Consider the following 18821-nt stretch of genomic DNA (forward strand, 5'->3'; position numbering starts at 1 on the left):
CATGCTCATCCGCAGAACCGCAAGGTATTGCTACGCTTGAGACACTTTTGAATCGGGCTCTGAGAGCTTTCTCAACCTCGCCGCAGTGCGCCTATGGCTGAAATCTTATGTCAACGCGGCCTAGATCGCGCGGGAGAGGACCAGCGTCACCGTGCTGCCGTCGCGCATGGTGCGGGCGTCGGTTCCGGTCAACGGGTTCGCGCGGCTGGGTCTGTAGAAGCTGCGCAGGCGGGTGCTGTCGATCCCGGCGCTGGCCTTGAGCGTGATCTTGACGCCGGCCAGCGCCGTCGTCTCGACATAGGCGCTCCACTCGTCGCCGCTGCGTTCCGTCAGGTGTTCGTCGACATAGTAGATGTCGTAGCGTTCGGAGAGCGTGTAGCTCACGCCCCATGAGGTGCGCAGGCGCGGCAGGTCGTGGCGGAATTCGCCGGTGAAGCTGCGCGGCGCCATGTCGTCGATGCGGCGGTTGCGGCCGGTAATGGGATCGCGCAGGCTTGTCTTGCGCAAGGTGCCGTCCAGGGTCAGGCGCGCGCCGGGCAGGAGGGCGGTTAGCGGCAGGCTGGCCTGCGCCGTGGCGCCCCATTGGACGGCATTGCCCACGGTCCCCAGCGCCTGGTCGCCGCTGGGCAGCAGGATATAGCCGAGCATGCCCTGATGGCGCTGGTGAAAGGCCTCCACGGCGATGGCGCCGCCCTGGCCCCAGCGGTGGTCCAGTCGCAGCAGGGCGCGGCTGATCCGTGCCGGACGCAGGCGGGCATTGCCGCCGAGCGGCCGCCCGTCCGCCTGATCGACCGAAGCGGCAAAATCGCTGAAGTCCAGCTGGTCTACCGTGCGCCGCCACCCGAGCCGGACCTGGGTGGATTTGCCGGGCGACCAGACCAGCGCGCCCGAGGGCTTGAGATAGGACAGGCTCTGGCTCTGCTGGCTGTCCCCGGTGACGCGAATGCGCGAGAATTCCACTGCCAGCCCGACCTCCGCGTCCAGCTTTCCGGCAAGGCGCAAGTTGGCATTGGCGAAACCTTCTCCGCGCAGTTCGGTCACGCGGGTATCGGCATTGGTGAGGTCGACCGGCACCATGCCGCCGCCCAATCCGTCGTCCTCGCCATAGGCCAGTCGGCTACCGAGCCGGTTATAGGCCAGTTCCCCGCCGAATTCGGGGCGCAGGGCATGGTCCCCCTCGCGCGAGACGGTCGAGCGGGCCACGAGTTCCAGCGGTTTCTGGTCCTGCTGGGAAAGGCTGCGGAAGCCGTCCTGCCGGTAATCCTCGTCCTGCGAGGCCCGCTCGCCCCGCGCGAGGCCGACGAGCTTGGTGGACCAGTCGTTGCCGAGCGGCCGGGTCCAGTCGGCGCCGAATTCCGCGCTTGTCGATGTCTCGGTGTAGTCGATCAGGCGCTCGGCATCCGGGGCGCCTTCCGTGCTCTGCTCGCGGATGGCGATGCGGCGGCGGGACGAATATTCATCATGGTTGAGCCGCAAGTTCAGCGTCAGCGTGCCGCCCGCGAAGGGGCGCGAGCCGGAGGCGGTCAGGCCATATTCGGGCGCCTTGGCGCGGATCGCCTCGGCGCGCGATTCCTGGAGCGCGCCGTCCGCGCCGCGCGTGAGATAGTTGGCATCGGTGACGTAGCGTTCGTGGACGGCCGAGAGTTCGAGGCTCGCCTGCCAGGCGCCGATGCGGCGGGCATGGCTGATCCGCGCGGTCGGGGAAATGCGCCCGTCCTCGGTGCGCGCGAGTTCCAGCACGGCATTGCCCGAACCGGCCGCATCGGCCTTGCGGATCACGTTGGCCACCAGGGTCTGGCCTTGCGCCTCGGCCGCCTCGCTGCCGCGCAGCAGGACGATGCGGTCCACCTGCCGGGCGCCGATCCGGCGCAGGACTTCGGTGATGCCGCCTGCCTTAACGGTCGGGCGCTGGCCGTCGATCAGGACATTGCCCGCCGCGCCGCCGAAGCCGCGCACCGCGCTGCCTTCCGAAAGCAGGAATCCCGGTGTGCGCTCCAGCATGTCGAGCGCGGTCTGCGGCTGAAAGGCATCGTAGAAGCTGGCGGGATAGACCGGATCGGGGCCGGTCGGCACGACGGATGCGGGCTTTTCGCCCTCGGGCCGGGGCAGGGCTTCTTGCGCTTCGGCAGGACCGACGGCCACGGCCAGGCTTGCCAGCATCCATCGCATCGTCGTCATTCGTCGCTTTCGAAATACTGGAGGCCGAAACCCGGCATCCCGCAGCGACCTAATGTTGATATTGCGACCTATTAGCAACTTAAAACATGCTGCAAGGGATCGATTTCTCAGGAAAAATCCATAGCCTCGCTGTGGTTCGGGAAGATGACGGTAACCCGCAGGCCGGGCAGGGCATCCTCCAGCAGGAGGCCCGCGCCCAGCCGTTCTGCCGAGGACTGCACGATGGCGAGGCCCAGCCCGCTGCCGGAAGGCCCGTTCTCGCCCTGAAGGCGGGTGAAGCGCGCCATGGCCTGCTCGCGCTGCCCGGGGGGAATGCCGGGGCCGTCGTCGCTGACGATCAGGCGGGTGCCCCCGACGTCCTTCCGCAGACCGATGGTGACCTTGCCGCCGGGCCGGTTGTAGCGGATCGCGTTGTCGACAAGGTTCGAGAGCATCTCGTAGACCAGCGAGCGATGGCCCTGCACCTGGAATGCGGTCTGTTCCGGGCTGTCCAGTAGCAGTTCCACTTCGGCCTCGATCGCTTGCCGGATCCTGCGGGAAATCGCCCTTCGGCTGACTTCCACGAGATCGACCTGTTCCAGCGGCGGCAGGGCTCCGGCCTCGTCGGCGCGAGCGAGGGTGAGCAGCTGGGTCAGCAGGCGCTCCAGCCGGTCGCTCGCCTCGTCGATCTCCTGAAGCGCTTCCGCCGAACCGCGGCGGGCCAGCGCGACCTGCACTTTCAGCACCGAGAGTGGGGTGCGCATCTGGTGGGAGGCATCGGCGGTGAAGCGGCGCATGGCGCTGGTGGCGAGGTCAAGACGGCCGAGCAGTCGGTCGAACGAGCGCGAGAGCGGCAGCAGTTCGGCGGGCAGGGGGCCGGTGCGCAGCGGGGAGAGATCCGGCGCCGCGCGGGTGTCGCGCGCCTCGATGGCGGTGCGCAGTTCGGAAAGCGGGCGCAGGCTCCAGCCCAGCGCCGGACGGATCAGCGCGAGCGCGGCGCCGACCAGCACGGCCTCTCCCAGCAGCAGCGCCGCCATCAGCCGCTGGCGCAGGGCGTTGCGGTTGTCGAGCGTCTCGGCCACCTGCACCACCACCGGCGCCGGGATGCGCGGCAGATCGCGCCGCACTTCGCCGATGCGGATGCGCTGGCCGCGATAATCGGCATAGCGAAACTGCGGCGTCTCGGCCGAAAGGCGGGCAGGATCGGGCGCTGGCAGGTCGGCATAGCCGGTCAGCAGTTCGCTGCCCACGGCGATGCGGTAGTAGACGTTGTCGCGCTCGGAATTCTCCAGCATGCCGAAGGCGGCGGGCGGCAGGTCCAGCGTGACTTCGCCGCGCTCGACCTGCACCGTCTCGGCGATGGCGCCCAATGCGCCGCCCAGCACGCGGTCGTTGGTGCGGCGCACGACGTCGGAAATCAGTGCCCAGCCGATCAGGCCCAGCGCCAGCGCGGCGATCACCAGCGGCCCCAGCATGGCGATGCCTAGGCGGCGGCGCAGCGAAAGCGCTCGCTTCCTCCTGTCGTTTGCGGCTTTCACGAACGGTCGAGCATGTAGCCGACGCCGCGCACGGTGCGGATCGCCGGGCCGTCCGGCGCCAGCTTGCTGCGCAGGCGCGTGACGTTGACTTCGAGGGCGTTGGAGCCGACCGGATCGTCGAAGCCGAAGACTTCGGCCTGCAATGTCTCGCGCGAGACGATCTGCCCGGCGCGCGCCGCCAGCGCTTCCAGCACGGCCCATTCGCGGCGCCGCAGTTCGACCAGCCGTTCGCCCACTTCCACGCGTCCGGTCGAGCGGTTGATGGTCATCGCGCCGATCCGCACCTCTGGCGCGGCATCGCCGCCCCGCCTTCGTCCCAGAGCGCGGACGCGGGCTTCCAGTTCCTCGACGTCGAACGGCTTGCGCAAGTAATCGTCGGCGCCGAGGTCCAGCCCGCGCACCCGGTCGTCCAGCCCGTCGCGGGCCGTCAGCATCAGCACCTGCACCTGATCACCCCGCGCGCGGAGGCGGGCGAGCACTTCGAATCCGTCGATATCGGGCAGGCCGACGTCGAGAATCACCAGCGAGTAGGGCTCGGTGGCGATGACGGACAGCGCGTCCTCACCGCTGGCGACATGGTCGATCGCATGGCCCGCCGCGCGCAGCAGGGAAACCACGCCGCGCGCGAGCTGCGCGTCATCCTCGACGATCAGTACGCGCATGGGCAGGACGCGCATGGGCGAGACTCGGGATGCCGGTTTTCGTGAAAGGTGGATGACAGCTTCGGATCGTAGGGCATGTCTATCAGCTTATCCGACATGAGACGCGGAAAGCGAGAGGATACGGGAATGCGCAGCTTCATAACGGTTCTGACACTTGCAGCGATGATCGCCGTTCCGGCCGCGACCGCGCCTGCCGAAGCCCAGCGGCAAAGGGTCGAGCGCCCGGCTGGCTACCCGCGCTCCTACGATTCCCTGATCGCCGATGCCCGCGCCGAGGGCACCGTGCGAATCTACGCGAATGCCGACAAGGCGGAAATGGTGCCGGTGGTTTCGGCCTTCCGCCGCGCCTTTCCCGGCATCCGGGTGCTCTATGCCGATCTCGGGTCGGCCGAACTCTATCGCCGCTATACCGCCGAAGTGCGCGCGAAGCAGTATTCCGCGGACATCGTCTGGTCTTCCGCGATGGACCAGCAGGTCAAGCTGATCAACGATGGCTACGCGCAGCAATATGCCAGTCCCGAAAAGCCCGCGCTGCCGGAAGCGGCGGTGTGGAAGAATATGGGCTTCGGCGTTACCGCCGAGCCGATCGGCGTGGTCTACAACAGGAAGCTGGTGCCCGCCGCCCTGGTGCCGCAGAGCCACCGGCAGCTGGAGCAGCTCCTGCGCAAGCGCCGCGCGGCCTTCATGGGCAAAGTCGCGACATTCGATCCCGCCCGTTCCAACGTCGGCTATCTCTATCTCTCGCAGGATTTCCAGATCACCCGCGACACGCGCGGACTGGTGGAAGCCATGGCGGCCACGCGGCCGGTGCTCATGACCCATACCGAGGAGATGCTGCAAGGCGTCGCCTCGGGCAAGCTGGCCATGGCCTACAACGTGATCGGTTCCTACGCGCTCGAACGGGCGCGGCGCGATCCGAACATCGGCGTCGTCTTTCCGCGCGACTATACGATCGTCACCTCGCGCATCGCCTTCATCTCGCGCGAGGCGCGCCATCCGGCGGCGGCGCGACTGTTCCTCGATTTCCTTCTCTCCCGTGCCGGGCAGGCCCAGCTCGCCCGGCATAGCCTCTGGCCGGTGCGCTCCGACGTGCCCGCTTCTCATCGCCTTCCTGCCGGACAGGCGCGCCCCGTGCGCGTGGGTCCGCAGCTTCTCGTCAATCTCGATCGCCTGACCCGCGCCCGCTTCCTGCGCGACTGGAACGCGATCCTTGCCTCTGGACAGAACATCAGATGAAAATCCTTGCAGCGGGCACTGCCCTTGCCGCCCTGATCGCGGCGACGCCTGCCCTTGCCCAGGAACCGAGCAAGGAAGACCTTGCCGAACTGGTTCGCGCCCAGGCCGCCGAAATCGCCTCGCTGCGCCAGCGGGTGGAGAAGCTGGAGGCGGGAGCCACTCCCGCGCTGGCCGCCGCTCCGCAAGCGCCTGCCGCAACGCCGCCAGCTGCCGCACCCGAGCCCGCCCCGCAAGTCGTGGTGACCGAGCCTTACGCGCCGCAGCTTGTCCCCCCTGGACCGGCCGAGCGCGATATCGAGCGTGTGCGTGCTGCCGCCGTCTCGGCTTCGGGCGTCAGCACCGAATGGGGCGCGGGCCTGCCGGTGTTCCATTCGGCGGACGGCATGTTCAGCTTCAAGCCGCGCGGGCGCATCATCACCGATGTCAGCACCACCACGGGCTCGAAGTACAGCGGCCGCAACCTCACCACCACCGGCATGCGCGCGCTGCGCATGGGCCTCGAAGGCACGGTCGGCACGCATTTCTTCTATCAGTTCGAGAGCGACTTCTCCGAGAACGAGGTGGATGTCGTCACCGCCTTCATGGGCTGGCGCAACCGCATCGCGCCGGGCATGGACTATGACGTGCGCGTCGGCCACTTGTTCAACGACCGCAGCTTCGACGGCTCGACGGGGTCGGACTCGACGCCCTTCACCGAACGCTCGGTAGTCGCCACCGCGATCATCCCGCAGCGCGCCTTCTACGGCCTCGGCATCATGCCGCGCCTGTTCTGGAAGACCGGCCACGCCTCGCTGACCGTCACCGGCGACCGGATCGACGGCGACCAGAGCACGTCCGACAACCGCACCGTGCTGGCCCGCGCGCACTGGAATCCGGTGAAGTCCGACCGTCAGGTGCTCCACCTTGGCATTTGGGGCTTCGACGAGATGCTCCATCCGGGCAAGAACACGTTGACCCGCAACACCGTGATCGGCGGCCGCTTCAACGGTGCCTTGCGCCTTTCCACCGGCACGCTGCTCGGCGGCACCGGCACCACCGGCTATGGTGTGGAAGTGGGCGGCTATTCCGGCCCGCTCTGGATCATGGGCGAGGCGGGCGAGCGCCATGCCCGGCTCGACGGCGGACGGCCCGATTTCGTCAGCCGCGCCTGGAGCGTTTCGGGCGGCTGGTTCCTCACCGGGGATCTGCCCCCTTACAATCCGCGCCTCGGCAGCTTCGGCCAGCCCAAGGTCCTGCGCCCCGTCTTCGAAGGCGGCCCCGGCGCGATCGAGTTGACCGCACGCTACGAGAACCTGGAGTTCGACGACATCGTCACCCCCGCGCAAGGCTGGGCGGCGACGCTGGGCGTGAACTGGTATCTCAACAGTTTCACCCGCTTCCAGGTCAACGCGATCCACTGGAACACGCAGAACACCGCCGGTGCCTATACCGGGAAAGACGATGGACAGACTTTGACCGCCCGCGTCGGCGTCACGTTCTGATCCGTCCCATCCATCCATGACAGACATTCGGGGACAATCATGAGTCTCGCCCTTATTGGCTTCCTGATGGTGGCCACTTTCATGACGCTCATCATGACCAAGCGGATGACCCCGCTGGTCGCGCTGGTCGTCGTGCCTACGACGTTCGCCCTGCTCGCCGGTTTCCACGCGGGCCTTGGCGACATGATGATCGAGGGCCTGACCAAGCTGGCGCCCACCGGCGTCATGCTGCTCTTCGCGATCCTGTTCTTCAGCACCATGACCGACACCGGCCTGTTCGATCCGCTGGTGGGCCGCCTGATCCGGCTGGTCCACGGCGATCCGATGCTGATCCTGATCGGCTCGGTGGTGCTCTGCGCGCTCGTCAGCCTCGATGGCGACGGGTCCACTACCTACATCATCACGATGGCCGCCATGCTGCCGCTCTACAAGCGCTACGACATGAACCGGCTCTACCTCGTCTGCCTGCTGATGGTGACCAGCGGCGTGATGAACCTGACGCCCTGGGGTGGGCCGACCGCGCGCGCTGCCAGTGCGCTGAAGCTCGATCCCTCGACGCTGTTCGTGCCGCTGATCCCGGGCATGGTCGCGGGCCTGGCCTTCCTGATCCTGCTGGCGATCCATTTCGGCCGCAAGGAACGCCGCCGCATCGGCCGCGTCGAGGCCGCCACGCCCAAGGAACTGGCCGACTTTGCCGTCTCGCAGTGGCCCGAGGCGCGTCGTCCGAAGATGATCTGGTTCAACGCCGCGCTCGTCGTCGCGCTGCTGGTGCTGCTGGTCTGGGGCGTGCTGCCGCTGCCGATCCTGATGATGCTGGCCTTCGCCATCTCGATGATCGCCAACTATCCCCATGTGAAGGAACAGAAGGAGCGCATCGCCGCCCATGCGGGCAACGTGCTGGCGGTCGTCTCGCTGATCTTTGCGGCGGGCATCTTCACCGGCATCCTGTCGGGCACCGGCATGGTCGAGGCGATGAGCCGCGAAGTGGTGAGCTTCATCCCGCCCTTCCTCGGCCCCTACATGGCGCCGATCACCGCGCTAATCAGCCTGCCGGGCACGTTCTTCATCTCCAACGACGCCTTCTACTTCGGCATGCTGCCGATCCTGGCCGAGGCAGGCGCGCATTACGGCGTGGAGCCCATGGCCATCGCCCGCGCCTCGCTGATGGGCCAACCGGTCCACCTGCTCAGCCCGCTGGTGCCCTCGACCTACCTGCTGGTCAGCCTTGCGGGCGTGGACCTTGCCGACCACCAGCGCTTCACCCTGATCCCGGCGGCGCTGTGCTGTCTGGTGATGACGGTGGTGGGCATGCTGGTGCTGGCCTTCCCGTTCGTGGGGTGACGCGGTGACGTTCGCTCCCTTTGCTACCTTCGCTCTCCACCTCACGCCTCGTCACCCTGAACTTGTTTCAGGGTCCATCGGGCAGTCATGGCCGGAGTGTTGGACAGTAAACCGCGAATGCCGCAAGCGCTCGAAGCGTCCGGTTGAGGCTGAGGAATGGATCCTGAAACGAGTTCAGGATGACGGACTTCGGGCCTTGGATGACGAGTGACGTATGACGGGTACGCTGCGTATCTTCCCTGATCCCCGCATGATCCTGCGCTTCCTTGCCGCGCTTGCCCTCGGCGCGGCGGGAGGGGCCGCGTTCTGGGCTATCGGCGCGCCGCTGCCCTGGGTGCTTGGCGCGATGAGCGCCTGCGCGGCGGGGAGCATCGTGGGCTTGCCGATAGCCGCCTCGTCCGCCACCCGCCGCCCGATGTCGGCGGTTATCGGCGTCGTGCTGGGCAGTGCCTTCCATCCCGGCCTGATGACACAGGCGGCGGAGTGGATCGTGCCCATTGCCCTGCTGCCGCTGTTCCTCGCCAGCGCGGCGTTCCTCTGCGTGCTCTATTTCCGCCGCGTCGCCCGGTTCGACCCGCCCACCGCCTATTTCGCAGGCATGCCCGGCGGCATTGCCGAGATGGTGCTGATGGGCGCCGAGCGCGGCGCGGACGAGCGCATGGTCGGCTTGATCCACGGCGCGCGGATATTCCTCGTGGTCTTCATCCTGCCGTTCCTGATCCGCGCCTTCGAGGCGGACGTTCATGCTCCGGTGCTCGCGCCGCCGATGCTGACGGAGGCGACCGGCTGGCCGCTGCTGTTCTGGGGTCTCGGCTGCGTGATCGTGGGCGGCGCGATCGGCCGCGCGCTGAGGCTGCCCGCCTGGCACCTGATGGGGCCGCTCTTCGCCAGCGCGCTGGTGCATCTGACCGGCCTGTCCGATTTCCATATCCCCGCCTGGGCCATCGCCGCCGCGCAAGTGGGCCTGGGCGCCACTATCGGCTGCCGCTTCGTCGGCCTCGACCTCAGGACATTGACCCGCACCCTGCTGTTGGCGGCGGGATCGACCGCGATCCTGCTCGTCATAACCTTCGGCTGGGCCTTTGCGATCGGTTGGGCTACGGGGCTCAACCCGGCGCTCGTCGCGCTGGCCTATTCGCCCGGCGGGGTGGCGGAAATGAGCATGGTCGCGCTGAGCCTCACGCTGGAGGCGGGCTTCGTGATCGTTCACCATCTCGTCCGGGTGATGCTGGTCATCGTCGGCGCGCCGCTTTCGTTCCGCATCATGGGAGCCGCCCGATGACCCCGCCCGATCCTGCCGAGCAGATTATCGCCATCCTCTACCAGGCGCTCGAACCGCCGGTGATCGACGGTGCGCGCAAGGAAGCCAAGCCGGGCGGCTATTCCGACAGCGGCGCCGACATCGGCGTGGCCCTGCTGGCTGCAGGCTGCACTCTGGCGACGCCGGTGGCCGATCCCGACCCCACGCGCGTGTTCGACTGGGTCTGGCCCGATACCGAGCAGGGCATTGCCGCCGCGCTGGAAGCAGGCGCCACGCTGCTCTGGGCCAATACCGTGGTCTTTGAAGGACACCCCATCGAGCAGGCGAGCCGCAAGGCCTGGATCGTCGGGCCGGACCCTCAGGCCATGCAGGAGATCGACGACAAGGCGGCCACCAATGCGCGCCTGCTCGCAGCAGGCCTGCCGGTCGCGCAATCCTGGCTGATCGATGGCGACGGCGATCTCGACGCGCAACTCGCGCCCTTTGCAGACCGGACACCGCTGGTGGTGAAGCCGCTGCGCGGGCGCGGCAGCCAAGGCGTGAGCGTCGCCCGGACCACGGAGCAATTGGCCGCGCAAGTCCGCGACCTGGCTGAGAGCCGCCGCTTCGGCGCGGCGATCATGCTGGAGCAGTTCCTGCCGGGCCAGGAAATCACCATTACCGTCATGCCTGCCGCCTGCCGGGAAGGGGCCGCGTCGCCTTTCGCGCTGCCGCCCGTGCGCCGGTTCGACCAGCACGGCGACGTCGCCCCCTATAACGGCGACGTCCCGGTCAGCCGCAACAGCGCCGCGATGACGCCCGAGGAATGCGCCGATCCTGCCGTGACCGCCGTGACCGCGGCCTGCGAACAGGCCGCTGCCCTGCTCGAAATCCGCGGCACCATGCGGATTGACTGCCGCGCGGATGCCGAGGGGCGTTATTTCCTCTTCGACGTCAACGCGAAGCCCAACCTCACCGGCTCCGGCCGTCCGGGGCGCGAGGACGAAGACAGCCTTTCCACCATCGCCGCCGCCGCTTGCGGCTGGACTTATTCGGACTTCCTCCTTGCAGCCGCGCGCGGCGCCTGGAGAGAACCCCGAGATCAACAGGGATAATACCGCATGACCGACTTGTGGCAGCACATCGTTGCCGATTTCTCCAACCTCGGCTCACCCGCCGCGCTGGCCGCCTTCGGGCAGGTGGTGCTGATCGACGTGATGCTGGCGGCCGACAATGCCATCGTCGTCGGCGCGCTGGCGGCCGGGCTTCCCGCCGCCATGCGCCGCAAGGTCATCATGATCGGCGTGGTGGCCGCGCTCGTCCTGCGTATCGCCTTCGCGCTCGTCGTGACCCAGCTGATGCAGCTTGTCGGCCTGGTCTTTGCAGGCGGGTTGCTGCTGGTCTGGGTGGCGTGGAAGATGTGGCGCGAACTGCGCGAGGACGTCGGCGGCGAGGATGACCCCGTCGCCAAGGCCGCCCCGCGCAGCTTTGCCGCTGCCGCCTGGGCCGTGGCCGTGGCCGATATCAGCATGAGCCTCGACAACGTGCTGGCCGTGGCCGGCGCCGCGCGCGACCATCCCGGCATTCTCGCCATCGGCCTGATCCTCTCGGTCGCGCTGATGGGCCTTGCCGCCAATGTCCTCGCCCGCGTGATCGAGCGCTATCGCTGGATCGCCTATATCGGCCTGATGGTGATCCTCTACGTGGCGGGCAAGATGATCTGGGAAGGCTTGGTCGATCCCACGCGCGGCCTGCTCGTGCTGTTCTGAGAAATGTAACCTTCGGGATCACGGTGCATCCAGCACCGTGATCCCGTTTTTTAATTCAGCTGCCCGGCAGAGGGCAGCGCATTGCCCGTCTGCATGTTCGTCACCACGGCGCGGGCCTGCGATACGCGGCTATGCGGCGGAACGCCGTGGGTCAGCCAGACATTGCCGCCGATCTCGGATCCCTTGCCGATCGTCACCCGGCCCAGGATCGTCGCCCCCGCGTAGATCACCACGTCGTCCTCCACCACAGGATGGCGCGGCAGCGACCGGACGAGCGCGCCGGAACCCTCCTTGGTGAAGTCCTTGGCGCCCAGCGTTACCCCCTGATAGAGACGCACATTGTCACCCACGACGGCGGTTTCGCCCACGACCACGCCGGTGCCATGGTCAATGAAGAAGCCGCGCCCGATCGCGGCGGCGGGGTGAATGTCGATCCCGGTGGCGCCGTGCGCGATCTCCGTGAGGATGCGGGCGACCAGCGGCGCGCCCAGCCCGTGCAGGGTGTGGGCGAGCCGGTAATGAATGATCGCCAGCAGCCCCGGATAGCAGATCAGCACCTCGTCGAGACTGCGTGCGGCCGGGTCGCCGCGATAGGCCGCGTCGATGTCGAGGTCCAGCATGCGGCGGATCTCCGGCAGGCTTCGCGAAAAAGCCAGCACGATGGCATCGGCCTGCTGCTCTGCCTCGTCCGCGCCCTCTTCTGCATAGTTCAGTTCAAGCCGCACTTGCGCCTGCAAACGGCTGAGGGCGACCTGCAGGGACCGGGTGACGAAAGTTTCCTCGTTGTGGGGGCGCACGAAGTCCGGGCCAAGCCGCAGCGGGAAAAGCGCGCCGCACAGTTCTTCCGCCACTTTCGCCAGCCTCGTGCGCGAGGGAAAGCCCTGGGCGCCGTATTCGGCATGATGACTGCTGGCCGCGCGGCGGCTGCGGCGGACCTGGGCGAGTTCGCCCACGATCCCCGCGACGTTCCAGAAGTCGTCTTCCTGTGCGGGATCGGCGTAAAGATCGCTGCTGTCGGGTAAGGTCGGGTTCGGCGGTGACATCGTTCTACCTCATCGATGAGGGATCACGAAGCCTGGCGTTGTCGCCCCAGCGTCGCGCGCTTTAGCCGTTGGTAACGCGGAGCAAGCTGCATCCCGATCAAAAGCCGCGGGTCGACCGGATGAAAAGGCGGCACGTCGACCGGGCGCCGCCATCCCGGTTTATTCGGGCAGAGGCCCTGTCAGTCAAGGAACTGCGTCCGTTTCGGGAATAGAAATTCTGGCCGAGCCGAAACGGAAAATCGCGGCGTCCCCCGGAGCGGATGGCACCAGGCGCCTTGTGAAGCGTTTTGTTCATATCGTGTCCATCCACGGACGTTCATACCACGCCTAACCGGACACCTCTGGAATGCGTCCCGTGGGAGGAAAGCATAGCCTGGAACCGAGCGCATGGCGGCATCGGAAAGCAAGCATGCGTTTTGCAAGTTCCTGTAAAAACCAAGTATTATTCTGAGTCGCGAACAACTTATTGGCCCTGTTTGGCGTATGCCAAGTATCGTCCATCTTCAATTCGACCGATGGAATGCACAGTCGGACAGAATCGGATTGTCGAAACCGCGATGCTGGGCTTGGGAAAATGGACTGATACTAACCAATTGGAGGAAATCCATGTCGCCGTCTATGACGAAACTTGCCCCCGCGGTCGTAATGCTGGTTGGCGCTCTGGGTCTGGGTGGCTGCGCCACCAAGGGTTTCGTGCGCGAACAGGTCGCGGCTGTTAACCAACGGGTCGACGGACTCGAAACCAAGCTGCAGGCTACCGACACCACGGCGCAGCAGGCTCTCTCCGAAGCGCAGGCCGCTTCCGGTCAGGCCCAGCAGAACGGCCAGCGTCTCGACCAGCTCAACGCGCGCGTCGATGGCGTGGAACAGCAGCTGCAGCAGGCCCAGCGCAAGCGCGCCCGCAACTGATCTTGCGGCCGGGGCCGAGATTGGGGCGGGTATCGCCTTGATCGCCTCGGCCTGATAGGAAGTCCCGAACTTTCCGCGTCGGCGTCCTTTTGGCGCCGACCGTATTCCTGCCGTCTCTATCCCTGAGTTCATCGAGAATATGATCAATGTCTTCCCGGCACTTGCCGGATTTGGCGCCGGATTTGCGCTTCTTGCCGCCGTGCCTGCCCGTGCGGCGGAAGCTGCGCGTGCTGCCGATACCAAGTCCGAAGTGCCCGCCGAAGTCGTCAAGGCCGAAGCCGTTGCCGTCGAGCGGTCCGAAGACGCCACGCGCGTCGCCAACTGGATCGCCTCTTCGGGGGACAATCGATCCTTGCCCTATGTCATCGTCGACAAGAAGGCGGCCAGAGCCTACCTGTTCAGCGCGAAGGGCAAGGCACTCAGCGATGCGCCGGTACTGATCGGAGTGGCGCTTGGAGACGATGCCACGCCCGGCATCGGATCCAAGTCCCTTTCGGAGATCGGCCCGGCGGAGCGTACCACGCCCGCCGGTCGCTTCCTGGCGAAGTTCGGGATCGCCGCCGGAAACAACAAGGTGCTGTGGGTCGATTATGCGACCTCCGTGGCGCTTCACACGATCCCCGTAGGCAACAAGGAAAAGCGCCGCGAAAGGATGCTGTCCAAGACGATCGAGGACAATCGCATCACTTTCGGATGCATCAACGTTCCCAAGGTTTTCTACAACAAGGGGGTCGTGCCGCTGTTCCAGAAGAAGGGCGGCTATGTCTATGTGACGCCCGATATCAAGCCGCTTGAGGAAGTGTTCCCCCGGCTGCGGGTCCAGCCTTTCCTGGATGCTGCTGCGGCGGCGAATTGAGGGCTCTAAGCCCCCGACAGATTCTCAACGAAAAGGGCCGCCTCGAAACTTCGAGGCGGCCCTTTTCGTTGCTTTGCTGTGATCAGCGGGATTATTCGCTTACGGGAGCAGCCTCCGCCTTCTTGCGGCCTGCGCCCTTCGCCTTGGCGGGGGCCTTGGCGGCAGGCTTGGTGCCTGCCGATTCCTGCGGCTTGCGGCCGAGGCCGATCTTGTGTGCCAGTTCCTTGCGGCGCTGCGCATATTCCGGTGCCACCAGCGGATAGTCGGCCGGCAGGTTCCAGCGGGCGCGGTAATCCTCGGGCGTGAGGCCGTGGTCGGTCATCAGGTGGCGCTTGAGCATCTTCAGCTTTTCGCCGCATTCCAGGCAAGTCACGGTATCCGGCTTGACCGAGGCGCGCACCGATACGGCCGGCTTGCGCTGCTCCTCGACCGGCTCGGGCGCCTGGCCAAGCTTCGCCAGCGATCCGTAGACGGACTGGATCAGGCCGGGCAGGCGATCCGCCTCGACCTTGTTGTTGCTGACGTGCGCCGTGATGATGTCGGCAGCAAGTTCGAGAAGAGCTTCATTGACCATAGTATCGTGCATACCCGTTTTCATCGTTGCTTCCCCCGTCGTGTTCTTGAGCACTGTAAAACCCGTAGTGCAAGGTGTTTTTCTATTATTTGCGAAGGGTTTTTCGGATCATGATACGTTTTGGCACGTAAGCCCAATTTAGTATTCTTGTCATAAACCATGACCTAGCGCTGCGCCGGGTTGCGAATGGCTTTGACAGGGGATTTCCGGCGCGGCACCATCCGGTCAGACTGTGCAACAGGCGAAGGACCGAGCATGCGACGCTTCCTGGTACTTTCCACCATCATCGGCATGACCATCGCGGGCGGCGCCGTCGCCACCGCGCCGCTCTGGGCCCAGGGGCAGCCCTCCGCGCCTCCGGGCAAGCGCGACGCGGCTCTGGTAAAGAGCGGCACCTATGAAGCCGACCCTCATCATACGCTGGTGGAATGGCAGGTCGATCATATGGGCTTCTCGCCCTATTTCGGCCTGTTCGGGGACATTACGGGCACGCTGCAACTCGATCCCAAGGCGCCCGAAAATGCCAAGGTCTCGGTAACGATCCCGGTTGCCAAAGTGACCACCGCTAGCCCCGGCCTTACGGAACATCTTTTGCGCGGGCCGAAGGAAGCAGGCGGCAAGGCCGATTTCTTTGGGCCTTCACCGGCGGCGGCCACTTTCGTTTCCACCGCGGTCCGCCGCAAGGGCGCGGATGAAGCCGAGGTCACGGGCAATCTCACGCTGAACGGCGTGACTAAGCCGGTCACCCTGTCGGCGCGGTTCTATGGCGCCGGTCCGGTGCCTGCGCAGATGGGCGGCGGTGAAAACGTCGGTTTCGAGGCCACGACCAAGATCAGCCGCAGCGCTTTCGGTATCGGCTTCGGCGTGCCGATGGTTTCGGATGAAGTGCAGTTGAAGATCGCGGCGGCTTTCATCAAGAAGTAGCAGCACAGCGCGGCCTACCAAGTATTATGACAAATTGATGACGGTTTGCACTGGTTAATTATCTGACAGAATTAGAAATTGTTAGTGATTGAGCCTTAGCGGCACCTAGCGGGTGGTTTGCGAATCCGGTCGGATCGCGAAGAAACGTCGGGTGCATGATGTTCAGAATTTCCAGAAGCATGAATTGGGGCATGGGGCGTTTCTTCGCGTCTCTGGAAACCAGGCTGATCGGGGCGCTGTGCCTGATCGCGGCACTCAGCGTGCTGCTGCAGGTCGTGACCCAGCGCGAGGCTTTCGCGCTCCGCAAGGAGAGCGAGGCGCTCATCCAGATGTCGGGGCTGGCGGAAAATGCCGAGCAGTTCTCCGAAGCCGTGGGCAAGCTGCGCATGGCGACCAATCGCGGATTGGTGGCCAGCAATGCCAGCAGCACCAGCGACGAACTCACCGACGCCGCGATCGCTATCGGCGACCAGCTTGCCAGGCTGCGCAGCAGCGGCACTTCGCTTTATGACCTTCCCGAAGCCTCCAACCCATTCGCGGACCTCGACCGACACGTCGCGGCGATCCTGGAGGTCCAGAGCGGCGCCGCCGGTGGACAGAAGCTGATCGCGCGGATCGAGAAGCGCAACAGTGCCATGGCCCGCTTCGCCGACGAACTGGTCGATCGCGCCCGCGCCAACCGGGAGGCCGCGCAAAAGCGGTTGATCGCCTCCATCGAGCGCTGGCAATTGCTGGTCTTCGGCACGGGACTGGTGACGATCCTGGTCGTGCTGCTGGTCCTCTTCGATATCCTGCGCAACATCCTGCCTGCGATCCGCCGCATGCACGGCCATCTCCAGGGGCTAGCCGAAGGCGATCTCGATCAGGAGATCGGCACGTTCCGGCTGAAGGAACTGAAGGCCTTGTCCGGCCCGCTGGAAACCTTCCGTCGCAATGCCAAGGCGGTGAAGAACCTTGCCTTCAGCGACGCGGCCACCGGCCTGCCTAATCGCCGCGCCTTCCAGGAAGACGTCGGCAGGCTGCTGGCGGCAGGCGCGGGGCGCCGGTTCGCCTGCATGGTGATCGACATCGACCGCTTCAAGCATATCAACGACGACTACGGCCATGCCGCGGGCGACGAACTGGTGCGCCTGATCGGAGAGCGGATGAAGACGATCCTCGGGTCCGAAGGGATCATCGCCCGCGTCGGGGGAGACGAGTTTGCACTGTCCATGCCGCTTGCCGCGCGTGGAGATGCCGTGGATGTGGCCAACCGCCTGGTCGATGCGGCCTGCGCGCCCTTCAGTCTCGGCGCCTATTCCGTGGTTGTCACCGTTTCGCTGGGGGTGGTCGAACTGGACGGCGGCGAGCCGGTGGACATCGACGAGATCCTGCGCAACGCCGACATGGCGCTCTATGCCTCCAAGAAGAACGGCCGCAACTGCGCGACTCCCTTCTCGCCATCGATGGCGGAGGAGCGCGCGATCGACCGGGCGCTGGAAAAGGACCTGGAATCGGCTTTCGACAAGGACCAGCTGCGCATGGTCTACCAGCCGATCCATTCGGTGCAGGACAGTACGCGCGAAGTCGAGGCGCTGGTGCGCTGGAAACATCCCGAGCTTGGCGAAGTGCCGCCGTCCACGTTCATCCCGGCCGCGGAACGCAGCGGGCTGATGGTGCGGCTGGGCGAATGGATCATCCAGCGGGCACTGCGCGATTTCGCGCACTGGCCGGACATGGACATGAGCATCAACCTCTCGCCGCTGCAACTGCAGCACGACGGTTTCAGCACGTTCCTGCTCGACTGCTGCCGCCAATACGATATCGCGCCGCGTCGCCTGTTCCTGGAAGTGACGGAATCGCTCTCGATCGAACGCAATACGCGGGCGCTTCTGACGCTGAACATGCTGCGCAACATGGGCTTCCGTATCGCGCTGGACGATTTCGGAACGGGCTATTCTTCGCTTTCCATGGTGAAGAGCTTCAAGTTCGACCGCATGAAGCTCGATCGCAGCCTGGTCATGGACCTCGGGCAGGATCCCGCATCGGTAGCGGTGCTGGAAGCGGCAGTGACCATGGCGCGCCATGTCGGCGCCGAAGTGGTGGCGGAAGGTATCAGCGACGCGCACCTGATCGGCGCCACCAAGAGCGCCGGCTGCACCCATCTGCAAGGCTACTTCTACAGCCGCCCGATCGAGGCGGACGCCGTGCAGGACTATTTTGTGGACAGCGAGGCGCGCGCCTCCGCAATGGCGTGATCGGATTCTAAGCTTCTGGTTTTGCGCGCTTTCCCAAATTTTCGCCGTCTGCAAATATTAAATCCGGCAGTGGGAATTTGTTCGAGGGCGTTAGTTCCCTTTGCGTACGCAAAAACCGAAATGCGTGCGCACATTTGCCCGGATTGATTCTTAATTATTCTGTGCGAGCACTTTCGTCCCGGAACATGCTATATGGACGAGAGTGAAAATACTAGAAAGCCTTCGGGAGCCGGAGGGGCAGTCTGAAGCCCTGATAAGGGAGCAATACCTGAGCCTGCGTCAGCAGATTCCGCTCATGTACCTGCTCATGACCGTCAATGCTGCGTTCCTGGCCGCCGTCGCCAGCCGCGATACGCCGTTGGTGCTGAGCCTGGGCGTACCGGCGGCGCTGGTTATGGTGACCAGCCTTCGCGCGGTAGTCTGGCTGGCGCGGCGGCGACAGGAACCGTCGATCGCCCGTATGCGCCGCCAACTTCGCGGCACCAAACTGGCCGCGGCCGTTCTCAGCCTGCTGTTCGGTGCCTGGGGACTCGTGCTCTTTGCGCAGGCCGATGCGCTGCGCGGAAGCTCCATCGCGCTCTACGTCTTCGTCGGCGCCATCGGCTGCTGCTACTGCCTCCAGGCACTGCCCTCGGCGGCGCGTCTGGTGCTGCTGTTCGGTGCGGCGCCGGTGACGGCGCGGCTGCTGCTGTCGGGGAACTGGTACTTCTTCGGCACCGGCGTGACCTTCCTGCTTGCCGCCGCCGTCATACTGCGCACCCTGGCGACCAACCGCTCCGCCTTTTCCGAAGTTCTGCGCTCCCGCTCGGAGATGAGCGTGCTGCTCCATGCGCTCGAACAGAGCTAGGAACACT

General features: G+C 65.7%; 16 protein-coding genes. 11 read left to right on the plus strand and 5 right to left on the minus strand.

The genetic code is table 11. The features are described from left to right. Window positions 1-120: 120 nt before the first annotated feature. The 3 genes from NTCA1_RS10455 to NTCA1_RS10465 form a co-directional block, all read right to left on the minus strand. Window positions 121-2178, minus strand: coding sequence for a TonB-dependent siderophore receptor (locus tag NTCA1_RS10455; protein ID WP_159830449.1), 2058 nt, complete (start codon window positions 2176-2178; stop codon window positions 121-123). A 107-nt stretch (window positions 2179-2285) separates the two neighbouring features. Further along, entirely contained in the window at window positions 2286-3632 is a 1347-nt protein-coding gene (locus NTCA1_RS10460) for a sensor histidine kinase (RefSeq protein WP_159830575.1), read from the minus strand. 59 nt (window positions 3633-3691) lie between these two features. Continuing rightward, the gene (locus NTCA1_RS10465; RefSeq protein WP_201282465.1) at window positions 3692-4357 is read right to left on the minus strand and encodes a response regulator; all 666 of its coding nucleotides are present in this window, start codon (window positions 4355-4357) and stop codon (window positions 3692-3694) included. A gap of 126 nt (window positions 4358-4483) precedes the next feature. On the opposite strand from NTCA1_RS10465, the gene NTCA1_RS10470 reads away from it, so the two are divergent. The 6 genes from NTCA1_RS10470 (at window position 4484) to NTCA1_RS10495 (ending at window position 11424) form a co-directional block, all read left to right on the plus strand. After that, on the plus strand, window positions 4484-5593 hold the full coding sequence (locus NTCA1_RS10470; protein WP_159830450.1) for an ABC transporter substrate-binding protein: 1110 nt from the start codon (window positions 4484-4486) through the stop codon (window positions 5591-5593). Beyond that, on the plus strand, window positions 5590-7074 hold the full coding sequence (locus NTCA1_RS10475) for an OprO/OprP family phosphate-selective porin (RefSeq protein WP_159830451.1): 1485 nt from the start codon (window positions 5590-5592) through the stop codon (window positions 7072-7074). The genes NTCA1_RS10470 and NTCA1_RS10475 overlap by 4 nt, the downstream gene beginning before the upstream one ends. 39 nt (window positions 7075-7113) lie before the next feature. Further along, window positions 7114-8415 (plus strand): CitMHS family transporter, encoded by a 1302-nt coding sequence (locus NTCA1_RS10480; protein ID WP_159830452.1) that lies wholly within the window; start codon window positions 7114-7116, stop codon window positions 8413-8415. Between the two features lie 214 nt (window positions 8416-8629). After that, entirely contained in the window at window positions 8630-9697 is a 1068-nt protein-coding gene (locus NTCA1_RS10485; RefSeq protein WP_201282457.1) for an AbrB family transcriptional regulator, read from the plus strand. After that, window positions 9694-10770: a biotin carboxylase gene (locus NTCA1_RS10490; RefSeq protein ID WP_159830453.1), complete on the plus strand. Its 1077-nt coding sequence runs from the start codon at window positions 9694-9696 to the stop codon at window positions 10768-10770. The genes NTCA1_RS10485 and NTCA1_RS10490 overlap by 4 nt, the downstream gene beginning before the upstream one ends. Window positions 10771-10776: 6 nt before the next feature. After that, on the plus strand, window positions 10777-11424 hold the full coding sequence (locus NTCA1_RS10495) for a YjbE family putative metal transport protein (protein WP_086492495.1): 648 nt from the start codon (window positions 10777-10779) through the stop codon (window positions 11422-11424). Window positions 11425-11474: 50 nt separating this feature from the next. On the opposite strand, the gene epsC is transcribed toward NTCA1_RS10495, so the two are convergent. Continuing rightward, entirely contained in the window at window positions 11475-12467 is a 993-nt protein-coding gene (gene epsC, locus NTCA1_RS10500; protein ID WP_159830454.1) for a serine O-acetyltransferase EpsC, read from the minus strand. Between the two features lie 606 nt (window positions 12468-13073). On the opposite strand from epsC, the gene NTCA1_RS10505 reads away from it, so the two are divergent. Continuing rightward, entirely contained in the window at window positions 13074-13376 is a 303-nt protein-coding gene (locus NTCA1_RS10505; protein WP_086492493.1) for a hypothetical protein, read from the plus strand. A gap of 139 nt (window positions 13377-13515) precedes the next feature. Beyond that, on the plus strand, window positions 13516-14232 hold the full coding sequence (locus NTCA1_RS10510) for a hypothetical protein (protein WP_159830455.1): 717 nt from the start codon (window positions 13516-13518) through the stop codon (window positions 14230-14232). A 91-nt stretch (window positions 14233-14323) separates the two neighbouring features. Here NTCA1_RS10510 and NTCA1_RS10515 read toward each other — a convergent pair whose 3' ends face one another. After that, complete coding sequence (locus NTCA1_RS10515) at window positions 14324-14806, minus strand: MucR family transcriptional regulator (protein WP_159830578.1); 483 nt, start codon at window positions 14804-14806, stop codon at window positions 14324-14326. 255 nt (window positions 14807-15061) lie between these two features. Here NTCA1_RS10515 and NTCA1_RS10520 point away from each other — a divergent pair, with 255 nt between their 5' ends. From NTCA1_RS10520 to NTCA1_RS10530, 3 genes are all read left to right on the plus strand, one after another. Beyond that, window positions 15062-15730: a YceI family protein gene (locus NTCA1_RS10520; protein ID WP_159830456.1), complete on the plus strand. Its 669-nt coding sequence runs from the start codon at window positions 15062-15064 to the stop codon at window positions 15728-15730. A gap of 191 nt (window positions 15731-15921) precedes the next feature. Further along, window positions 15922-17967, plus strand: a complete 2046-nt coding sequence (locus NTCA1_RS10525) for a bifunctional diguanylate cyclase/phosphodiesterase (protein ID WP_236549230.1) — start codon at window positions 15922-15924, stop codon at window positions 17965-17967. 295 nt (window positions 17968-18262) lie between these two features. Beyond that, window positions 18263-18814 (plus strand): hypothetical protein, encoded by a 552-nt coding sequence (locus NTCA1_RS10530; protein ID WP_159830458.1) that lies wholly within the window; start codon window positions 18263-18265, stop codon window positions 18812-18814. The last annotated feature ends 7 nt before the right edge of the window (window positions 18815-18821 follow it).

It is taken from the genome of Novosphingobium sp. TCA1, assembly GCF_009811895.1.
GTDB lineage: Bacteria > Pseudomonadota > Alphaproteobacteria > Sphingomonadales > Sphingomonadaceae > Novosphingobium > Novosphingobium panipatense_A.